At 66.5% G+C, this 9,563-nt stretch carries 10 protein-coding genes; 2 read left to right on the forward strand and 8 right to left on the reverse strand.

Annotation, left to right across the window (positions count from 1 at the left end; translation table 11 throughout):
* The 8 genes from secF to pdxT form a co-directional block, all read right to left on the reverse strand.
* The coding region (gene secF / locus K789_RS0100255; protein ID WP_024364993.1) for a protein translocase subunit SecF at positions 1-990 on the reverse strand (990 nt) is incomplete at its 3' end.
* Positions 991-2,757, reverse strand: coding sequence for a protein translocase subunit SecD (gene secD, locus K789_RS0100260; RefSeq protein WP_024364994.1), 1,767 nt, complete (start codon positions 2,755-2,757; stop codon positions 991-993).
* 106 nt (positions 2,758-2,863) lie between these two features.
* Positions 2,864-3,271 (reverse strand): preprotein translocase subunit YajC, encoded by a 408-nt coding sequence (yajC, locus tag K789_RS0100265; protein WP_024364995.1) that lies wholly within the window; start codon positions 3,269-3,271, stop codon positions 2,864-2,866.
* A 238-nt stretch (positions 3,272-3,509) separates the two neighbouring features.
* A complete protein-coding gene (gene ruvB / locus K789_RS0100270) occupies positions 3,510-4,622 on the reverse strand; it encodes a Holliday junction branch migration DNA helicase RuvB (protein WP_024364996.1) in 1,113 nt (370 codons plus the stop codon).
* Complete coding sequence (gene ruvA, locus K789_RS0100275; protein WP_024364997.1) at positions 4,615-5,262, reverse strand: Holliday junction branch migration protein RuvA; 648 nt, start codon at positions 5,260-5,262, stop codon at positions 4,615-4,617. Before ruvA ends, ruvB begins: the two co-directional genes overlap by 8 nt.
* 105 nt (positions 5,263-5,367) lie before the next feature.
* The gene (ruvC, locus tag K789_RS0100280) at positions 5,368-5,955 is read right to left on the reverse strand and encodes a crossover junction endodeoxyribonuclease RuvC (RefSeq protein ID WP_024364998.1); all 588 of its coding nucleotides are present in this window, start codon (positions 5,953-5,955) and stop codon (positions 5,368-5,370) included.
* The gene (locus tag K789_RS0100285) at positions 5,952-6,707 is read right to left on the reverse strand and encodes a YebC/PmpR family DNA-binding transcriptional regulator (protein ID WP_024364999.1); all 756 of its coding nucleotides are present in this window, start codon (positions 6,705-6,707) and stop codon (positions 5,952-5,954) included. Before K789_RS0100285 ends, ruvC begins: the two co-directional genes overlap by 4 nt.
* Before the next feature lie 3 nt (positions 6,708-6,710).
* Positions 6,711-7,412 carry a pyridoxal 5'-phosphate synthase glutaminase subunit PdxT gene (gene pdxT / locus K789_RS0100290; protein WP_024365000.1) on the reverse strand — a complete coding sequence of 234 codons (702 nt, stop codon included), beginning with the start codon at positions 7,410-7,412 and terminating at the stop codon, positions 6,711-6,713.
* An 81-nt stretch (positions 7,413-7,493) separates the two neighbouring features.
* On the opposite strand from pdxT, the gene K789_RS0100295 reads away from it, so the two are divergent.
* Positions 7,494-8,831, forward strand: coding sequence for a Mur ligase family protein (locus K789_RS0100295; protein WP_024365001.1), 1,338 nt, complete (start codon positions 7,494-7,496; stop codon positions 8,829-8,831).
* A gap of 116 nt (positions 8,832-8,947) precedes the next feature.
* The coding region (locus tag K789_RS0100300) for a type 1 glutamine amidotransferase (RefSeq protein WP_237739462.1) at positions 8,948-9,563 on the forward strand (616 nt) is incomplete at its 3' end.

Raw genomic sequence — 9,563 nt, forward strand, 5'->3', positions numbered from 1 at the left:
GGACTTGGCGGCCTGGGCCCGGCGCTGGTGCACGCGTTCGGCCTGCTTGACCAGTTCCGGTTCGCCCTGGCGCAGCCAGGCGTAGAGCGGTGCCGCGATGAAGATCGTCGCCGCCGTGCCGATCAGGATCCCGACAAACAGCGCCAACGAGAGGTCCCGCAGCGTGCCGGCACCCAAGAGACCGGCTCCGATGAAGAGGATGGCACCGACCGGGAGGATGGCGACCATCATGGTGTTGATGGAGCGGACGAGGGTCTGGTTGACGGCCAGGTTGACTTCCTCGCCGAAGGTCCGGCGGGTGGACGCCTGCAGGTCCGCGGTGTTCTCGCGGATCTTGTCGAAGACCACCACGGTGTCGTACAGCGAGTAGCTCAGCACGGTTAGGAAGCCGATGATGGCCGACGGCGTGACTTCGAAGTCGCTGAGGGCGTAGACGCCGGCGGTGATGAACATCGTCACCAGCATGCCCACGAGTGCCGAGAGCGACATCTTCCACGTCCGGAAATACAGCGCCATCAGCACGGCGGCAAGTGCGACGAAGATCGCCAGGCCCAGGAGGGCCTGCTTGGTGACGTCGGCACCCCAGGTGGGGCCGACGAAGTTCGATGTCACCTCGTTGTCCGTCACGCCGTAGGCCTGGGTGAGGCCCGCCTTGATCTGGAGCGTCTCATCCTCCGTGAGCTTGTCCGTCTGGATCCGCATCGTGTTGCCTGCGACGTTCGCCACCCGCGGGACGCTGCCGGGGACAACGTCCTCGACAGCTTTCTCGCCGACGGCAGCGTCCGTGGTCTTCACGTTGGAGACGGTGAATTCCGAGCCGCCCCGGAATTCGATGCCGAGGTTGAAGCCGCCCTTGACGACCGGCAGCAGGATCGAGAGCGCAACCAGGACGGCCGCAATCAGGAACCAGATTTTCTTGGATTCGACGAAGTCGTACGAGCGCTTGCCCGTGTAGAGTTCATTGCCGAAATTGGCGAAGCTGGTGGCCATTTAGTTGCCCTCCTTGGACGTGCTCTTGGAGGAACCGGCAAGCTGTTCCTGACGTTCCGCGAAGCGTCGTTCTGCAATGGTCATCCGGCGTTCGGCCTCAGCCACGGCGCCGGTGTTCTTGGCACGGAGCGCGGCCACAGCGGCCGGCTTGTCCGCAGGAGTGCGCAACCGTCCCGCGCCCCGGTACAGGGGAACGGCACCGAGGCTCTTCGGGTCCAGCCCGGAGAGCGGGTGGCCTTCACCGAAGAACTTGGTGCGGGCCAGCATCTGCAGGGTCGGGTGGGTGAACATAAAGACGACGATGAGGTCGGCGATCGCCGTCAGGCCGAGCGTGAACGCGAAGCCGCGGACGTTGCCCACTGCCACGAAGTACAGCACCAGGGCGGCCAGCAGGTTGACGGCCTTGGACGCCAGGACCGTGCGCTTGGCACGCTTCCAGCCATTCTCGACAGCCGACACGAGGCCGCGGCCTTCACGGAGCTCATCACGGATACGTTCGAAGTAGACGATGAACGAGTCCGCTGTCTGGCCGATGGCCACGATGATGCCTGCGACGCCGGCCAGGGACAGCCGGTAGTTCTCCGTCCAGCCCAGGATCGCGATGGCCAGATACGTCAGTGCACCGGCCACCACGAGGGAGGCGACGGTGACCAGGCCCAATGCCCGGTACTGGATCAGCGAGTACGCCACCACCAGCAGCAGGCCGATCAGGCCGGCGAGCATACCCATCCGGAGCTGCTCACCACCGAGGGTTGCCGAGATCTGCTGTTCGCTCTGGATCTCGAAGCTGATCGGCAGGGCGCCGAAGCGGAGCTGGTCCGAGAGGGCCTTCGCGGACTGCTCGGTGAACCCGCCGGTGATCTGCGGGCGGCCATCGGTGATGACAGCGAGGGACCGCGGGGCGGAAATGACCTGGTCGTCGAGGACGATCGCGAACTGGGACTTCGGGTCCGAGCCGCTCTGGCCGCCGCCCGCGACGTAGAACTGGTACAGCCGCTCGGTGACGTCCTTGAACTTGGCGGTGCCTTCTTCGTTGAACTGGATGTTCACAGCCCACTCGTTGGTGACGGCGCCCTGGGCACCGCGCTGCAGCTGGAAGGAGGACCCTGCGATGTTCGAGCCCTTGACCTCGACGGGGCCAAGGATGTACTTGATCGCCGGGGAGGTGGCAGAGGCCGGCTCGCAGGTGACCAGCGGTTTGGTCGGGTCGGAGCGTTCCTGCTTGTCCTGCGAGGGGTTTTCGCAGTCGAGAGTTTCAAACTTCTTGTAGATTTCGGGGGTTACCCAGTTCACGTCGCTGCCGTTGGTGGGCTCTGCGGTGGGCTTGGGCAGCTGGTCTTCAGGAGTCTGTGACTCCGCGGGGACCGCTGCGCCCGGACCGGCCTGCAGGACCGGCCGGAAGTTCATGTCGGCGGACGCCTGGATCAGTGCGCGGGTTTCCTTTGACGGTGTGCCCGGCAGGCTGACAACGACGTTCCGTCCGGACTGCGTGCTGATTTCAGCTTCCGCGACGCCCGAGCCGTCCACGCGCTGCCGAATGATCGCCACGGCCTGGTTGAGCTGTTCTTCATTGATGTCCGAACCGCCCTCAACCTTGGGCGCCAGGATCATCTGGGTGCCGCCTTCAAGGTCCAGGGCGAGCTTGGGAGCCCAGCTCGCCTGGCCGGCCATGGTGCCGCCTGCCAGGACAGCGGTCAGGACGGCGAGGATAACGCCGAGCCAGACCAGCACCCTGAGGGCTGTGTTTTTGGGGCCAGTTCGTGCCATTGTCGATCTTTCTATTATTTACGGAGGAACCGCCGTGCGGCCCATGCGGGGCCGCTCCGGCGGTGGCCCGCAGCTGTTACTTCGCGGGATAGCTCAAACAGGCAGACTAGCTGTCTTTCTTGCCCTCGTCGTTGAGGCGGCGCAGGGTTTCTTCCGGCGTCTCGTCGCGCGGGGCGTCGTTGACGGGAGCGGCGCTTTCGGCCTTGTCGACGGTCAGCGAGGACGCGTCGTTGGGAACGACCGTAGGCTCCTCGTCGGCGACAACCGGCTCGACGATCTTGGTGACGGCCTGGCGGTGCACGGTGGCGGTGTTGCCCGGGGAGAGTTCCAGCAGGACTTTGTTCTCGTCCTCGTCGATCTCGACGATGCGGCCGTACAGGCCGAAGCTCGTCATGACCTCGACACCCGGGGCGAACTTCGACTGGAGCTGCGACTGCGCCTGCTGGGTCTTCTTGTTGCGGCGGAACATCATGAAGACGAAGACGCCGAGCATGGCGAACAGCAGGATGGTCATGATGTCGATACCGCCGCCGGCCTGCGGCTGGGTCTGGGCAGAAATAAGTCCGAACACAGGGATAGTTCCGTTCTGTACTTGCGTAGCTGGTTTTACAGCAACGTCCGCTTCGCTCCGGGCTGGCTGGCAGGGAATCATGCCGAGCCGACGGCGGCCTGGTGCTGGCCGCGCACAGAAACAAAGACCCGAACGTGCCGAGCGTCATACCAGTCTAAAGGGAAAAGGTTACGGCGCGGTGCTATTGACTATTACGGATCCATTCCGGATCGGCATCCTGCCCCAGCCCGCCGGCCAGGTTCGGCCCGCCGTCGTCGGCCTGGAAGAGCTCCAGCGGGTCCTGCGAAAAGATTCCTGGCGGCACAGCGTAGCCGAGGTGCGTCCAGGCCGGAGCGAGGGCGATCCGCCCCCTCGGGGTGCGGCCCAGCAGACCCTCACGGACGAGGTACGGCTCGGCGACGGTTTCCACCGTTTCCGTCTCCTCGCCCACGGCGATGGCCAGGGTGGACAGGCCCACGGGCCCGCCGCCGAACTTGGTGATGAGGGCTTCGAGGACGGCGCGGTCCAGCCGGTCCAGGCCGCGCTTGTCGACTTCGTACATGTCCAGGGCCGCGGAGGCAGCCCGGGCATCGATCTGTTCGATGCCGTGCACCAGCGCCCAGTCGCGGACCCGGCGCAGGAGGCGGTTGGCGATACGGGGTGTACCGCGGGAGCGCCCCGCGATTTCACTGAACCCGGCGGAGTTGACCTTCAGATCCAGGAGCCCGGCGGAGCGCCGGAGCACGAGTTCGAGTTCCGCCACCGAGTAGAACTCGAGGTGTCCGGTGAACCCGAAGCGGTCCCGGAGCGGCCCGGGCAGCAGGCCGGCGCGGGTGGTGGCGCCCACCAGGGTGAAGGGCGGAAGTTCAAGCGGGATGGCGGTGGCGCCGGCGCCCTTTCCGACGACGATGTCGACCCGGAAGTCTTCCATCGCCATGTAGAGCATTTCCTCGGCCGGCCGGGACATCCGGTGGATCTCGTCGAGGAAGAGGACTTCCCCTTCGGAGAGCGAGGACAGGATGGCCGCCAGGTCACCGGCGTGCTGGATGGCGGGACCGCTGCTGATCCGCAGCGGGGCGTTCATCTCGGCCGCGATGATCATCGACAGCGTGGTCTTGCCCAGCCCGGGAGGACCCGAGAGCAGGACGTGGTCCGCGCTGCGGCCCCGCATGCGCGAGGCCTCCAAAACGAGGGAGAGCTGTTTGCGGACCCGGTGCTGGCCCACGAAGTCGTGCAGGTTCTTCGGCCTGAGGGCGGCTTCGATGACCCGCTCCTCCGGCTCCTCTCCCCCTGCGACGACCGACGGCTCAGCCACGGGCGCCTACCCTGTTACCGGCGCGGGCGCCGTCCTGCCCCAGCCAGCGGAGGGTGGCACGCAGGATCTCGGCCACGTTGCCCTTTTCGGCCAGCTCGGGAGAGTCGGCCAGGGACTTGTCGATGCTGGCTGTGGCGTCCTTCTCGGACCAGCCCAGGCTCGTCATGGCCGCAACAACCTGCGGCTTCCAGACCGCTTCGGAGGATGCCAACGGAGCTGTGGTGCCGGCGGCGGTGCCGTGCGGCACGAGCTTTCCGGCCAGTTCCAGCACGATCCGTCCGGCGACCTTGGGGCCGATGCCGGGCACCTTGGTGAAGGCCTTGCCGTCGCCTGAGTGTGCGGCGACGCGGATCGCCTCGGGCTCGTGCACGGCCAGGACGGCCAGGGCCAGCCGGGGTCCGACGCCGCTGACGCTGAGCAGGACGTCGAAAACTTCACGTTCGTCGTCGGAGCCGAATCCGAACAGGGTGAGGGAGTCCTCGCGCACAATCAGGGAGGTGAAGAGCTTCCCCTCCTCGCCGGTGCGGAGCCTGCTAAGGGTCTGCGGCGTGGCGTTCACGCTCATGCCGGCGCCGTTGAGGTCGATCACGGCGGAGGACAGGCCGACGTGCGCTACGGTTCCGCGGAGAAAACTGATCAAAGCCGGGCTCCTGAAAATTCAGCTGAAAAGAGAACCGGGAAGCCCCGGCTATCCGAACATATCTACGAATACCCTACCAAGCTCTGCGGCGGCACAGCCGGACATTCAGCGTGCGCGGCGCGCTTTGGCCTCCGCGTCCGCCCAGGCCCGCTGGGCCGGAGTCAGGGACATGCTGCCCGGCCCGGCTGTGAGTGCGTCCTTGTTGGAAATACCGCTCCCGGCCCGCCAGGCGTGGGTGATCGCCAGGGCCAGGGCGTCGGCGGCGTCGGCCGGGCGTGGCGGGGCATCGAGCCGGAGGATCTTGGTGACCAGTTTGGTGACCGCGTCCTTGTTCGATGTTCCGCTGCCGGTCACGGCGGCCTTGACCTCGGACGGGGTGTGCAGCGCCACCGGGATGCCGCGGCGCGCGGCGGCGGCGATCACCACGCCGGACGCCTGGGCGACCCCCATCACGGTGCTGACGTTGAGCTGCGAGAAGACGCGTTCGACGGCGAGGACGTGCGGTTCGTACCGGTCCAGCCACTCGTCGATGGAGGTGGCGATGACCAGGAGGCGCTGGTCCAGGCTCTCCTCGGGTGAGGTGCCGACGACGCCGAACGCCACCATGGTGGCGCGGCGGTTTTTCTCGACGTCCACGACGCCGATCCCGCAGCGGGTGAGGCCCGGATCGACGCCGAGGACGCGAAGGGTCACTCGGCTTCCAGTGCGGCCTGCACTTCGTCGCTGAGGTCGGCATTGCTGTACACGTTCTGGACGTCGTCGAGTTCTTCGAGGGCGTCCACGAGCTTCATGAACTTCTTGGCGGCTTCGAGGTCCAGCGGCACCTGCATGGAAGGCACAAACTCGGCCTCGTCGGTGTCGTAGTCGATCCCGGCTTCCTTGAGCGCGTCGCGGATGGCCTGCAGGTCGGTGGGCTCGGAGTGGATCTCGAAGCTGTCGCCGTTGTCCTTGACTTCCTCGGCGCCGGCGTCGAGCACGGCCATCAGGACGTCGTCCTCGCTCAGCCCGTTCTTCGGCAGCGACACAACACCTTTGCGGGAGAAGAGGTAGCTGACCGACCCGGGATCGGCAATGGTACCGCCGTTGCGGGAGATGGCGAGCCGGACTTCGGAGGCGGCGCGGTTCTTGTTGTCCGTCAGGCACTCGATCAGCAGCGCTGAGCCCTGCGGGCCGCGGCACTCGTACATGATCTCGGTGTAGTCGACCACTTCGCCGGTGAGGCCGGCGCCGCGCTTGATGGCGCGGTCGATGTTGTCAGCGGGGACCGAGGTCTTCTTGGCCTTGGTAACGGCGAGTTCCAGGCTCGGGTTGCCGGCGAGGTCCGGTCCGCCCATGCGTGCAGCGACTTCGATGTTCTTGATCAGCTTGGCGAACGACTTGGCCCGGCGGCTGTCGAGGATTGCCTTCTTGTGCTTGGTCGTCGCCCATTTGGAGTGGCCTGACATGCTTTACGCTTCTCCTCTGATCATTCGAATAAACAATTCATGCACGCGCTTCTCCCCCGTCACTTCCGGGTGGAAGGAGGTGGCCAGCAGCTTGCCGGAACGCACAGCTACAATTCTAGCCGTCCCGGCCAGCGCCTCGGGGTGGGAGGCCCTGGAGGGCTCCACTTTGGCGAGCACCTCCACGCCGTCGCCGACGCGTTCCACCCATGGTCCGCGGATGAAGACCGCATGGACAGGGGCCACGCCGTCCGCCGTGGCGCTGAAGTCGAGGCCCTTGAAGTCCAGGTCCGTCTCGAAGGACTCACGCTGCCGGCCAAAAGCGTTCCGGCGCACTGTGATGTCCAGGCCGCCGAAGGTCTGCTGCGGGTTGCCGGCGAGGTCCTTCGCGGGGTCGGCGATCTCCGCCGCGAGGAGAATCATCCCGGCACAGGAGCCGTAGACCGGCAGTCCGTCCTGGATGCGCTGCCGCAGCAGGTCGCGGAGCCCGAAGGCCCGGGACAGCTTGTCAATGGTGGTCGATTCGCCGCCGGGAATGATGAGGCCGTCGAGGCCGTCGAGTTCGGACGGCCGGCGGACGCCGATGCCCGTGGCGCCGGCCTCTTCCACCGCATGCAGGTGCTCGCGGAAATCGCCTTGGAGTGCCAGGACGCCGATCCGCAGGCCTGAACCCGTGCGGGAAGGGGGCGCCGAAGTGGGGTTGGTCATCCGAACAGCATAGTTGCCTGAACACATGCCCCGCTGCCTCCCGGCGGGCTTCCATGCCGCCGCTGGGATATATTACAAAGCATGTTTTACTTCAGCGTTCCGCTCGGCAAGCTCGTCCGCCGGGTCTCCCGGCTCAGGGGCGGAGGCTCTGCCCTTCCCGGGCTCGTCGTCGAAAAGATCGACCCCGGGTTCATGCGCAGGACACTGTCCACGCTGCCGCACGGCGTCGCCGTCGTCAGCGGCACGAACGGCAAGACGACCACCACCAAGATGGTGGTGGAACTGCTCGAGAGCCAGGGCCTGAAGGTCTTCACCAACCGCACCGGCAGCAACTTCACCCGCGGCGTGGCCGCCGCGCTGCTCGGCGAGGTGGACTGGCGGGGCCGGCTTGACGCGGATGTGGCCGTGCTGGAACTGGACGAGGCCCACGCGGTGCACTTCGTCAACCAGGTGCCGCCGCGTTACTGCCTCCTGCTCAACGTCCTGCGGGACCAGCTGGACCGCTTTGGCGAGATCGACAAGACCGCGCAGCTGCTGCAGCACATCGCCTCCAAGACCACGGGCACCGTGGTGCTGAACCGGGAGGACCCGCGCGTCGCCCGAATCGCGGACACGCTCAAAACAGACACGCTCAGCGGTCCCGAAGTCCTCTACTTCGGCCTGGATGACTCCCTGCTGAGCACCTTCCCGAACGACGACGAGATGCGGGCGGCCCCAGGAAGCCCGGTGCCGCCGGCCCCCGCCAGGCCGCACGCCGACGTCGTGCTCCGCCGGGTGGGCGCGGCGGACGCGGACTTTGAGTACGACGGCGTCACTGCCACCACGGCGATGAAGCTCCGGGGCGTCTACAACATCTTCAACGCCGCGGCCGCGCTGACCCTGGCCCGGGCCATTGCGGTCCGGGACGGCGGCGTCACGGGAAAAACCCCACAGGGAATACCCGTCGCCGCGGACAATGCGGGCCTGCTGCAGGCACTGTCCCAAGTGGCGCCCGCCTTCGGCCGCGGTGAGAGCCTCGTCGTCGACGGCCTGCCACTGGACCTGGTCCTGGTGAAGAACCCCAGCGGCTTCCGCCTGGGGCTGAAGTCCTTCCCGGCCGAGGGATACGCCACGATGATCGCGATCAATGACAACTATGCCGACGGCCGGGACATGTCCTGGCTCTGGGACGTCGAATTCGACACCCTCCGCGAGGGCGGCGTGGACCAGTTGAGCGGCTCCCGCGCCTACGACATGGCCCTTCGACTGCAGTACGACGATGTCGCGATCGGCGCGGTCAATACCGAGATTGCCCCCGCACTGGCGGCCTTCATCAGCGGCGCCAAGGACAAACCGAAGCGGATCTTCTGCACCTACACAGCGATGCTGGCCATCCGCCGCGAGCTGTCCAAAATCACCACAGTGGAGGTGGTCTCTTGACCCCCCAGTCCCCCGCCGACGAGCCCCATTTGTCCTTCGGGCACGAACTCCCACCGGAGGAATCCCCCGCCCCCGGCAAGGGAAGCATCCGGGTCCTGCAGCTGTACCCGCGCGACATGAACATCTACGGCGACTGGGGCAATGCCCTGGTGCTGGCGCAGCGGCTCCGCTGGCACGGCTACACACCGGAGCTGCTCGAGTACAACGTCGGCGACGAGTTCCCGGCGGACATCGACCTGATCGTCGGCGGCGGTGGGCAGGACAGCGGCCAGCTGGTCATCCAGGATGACCTGCTCTCGCGCGAGACCGTGCTCAAGGAACTGGCCGAGAACGGCACGCCGATGCTGGTGATCTGCGGCCTCTACCAGCTGTTCGGGAAGTTCTTCAAGACCCGGACGGGTTCCGTCATCCCGGGGATCGGCATCCTCGACGTGGAAACCCACGGCACCGAGGAACGGCTGATCGGCAACGTGTCGGTGTCCTCCCCCGAGTTCGGCACCGTCCTGGGGTACGAGAACCACAGCGGCCAGACCACCCTCGGCCCGGGCGTGTCACCCCTGGGAAGCACAGCCAAGGGCACCGGCAACAACAGCAGCGACGGCCAGGAGGGCGCGCGCTACCGGAACATCGTGGCGAGCTACCTCCACGGCTCCCTGCTGCCCAAGAACCCGGCCCTGGCGGACTTCCTCATCCGGACCGCCGTCGAACGCAAATACGGCAGCTTCTCCCCCG

The sequence above is a fragment of the Arthrobacter sp. TB 26 genome, from assembly GCF_000427315.1.
Classification (GTDB): domain Bacteria; phylum Actinomycetota; class Actinomycetes; order Actinomycetales; family Micrococcaceae; genus Arthrobacter.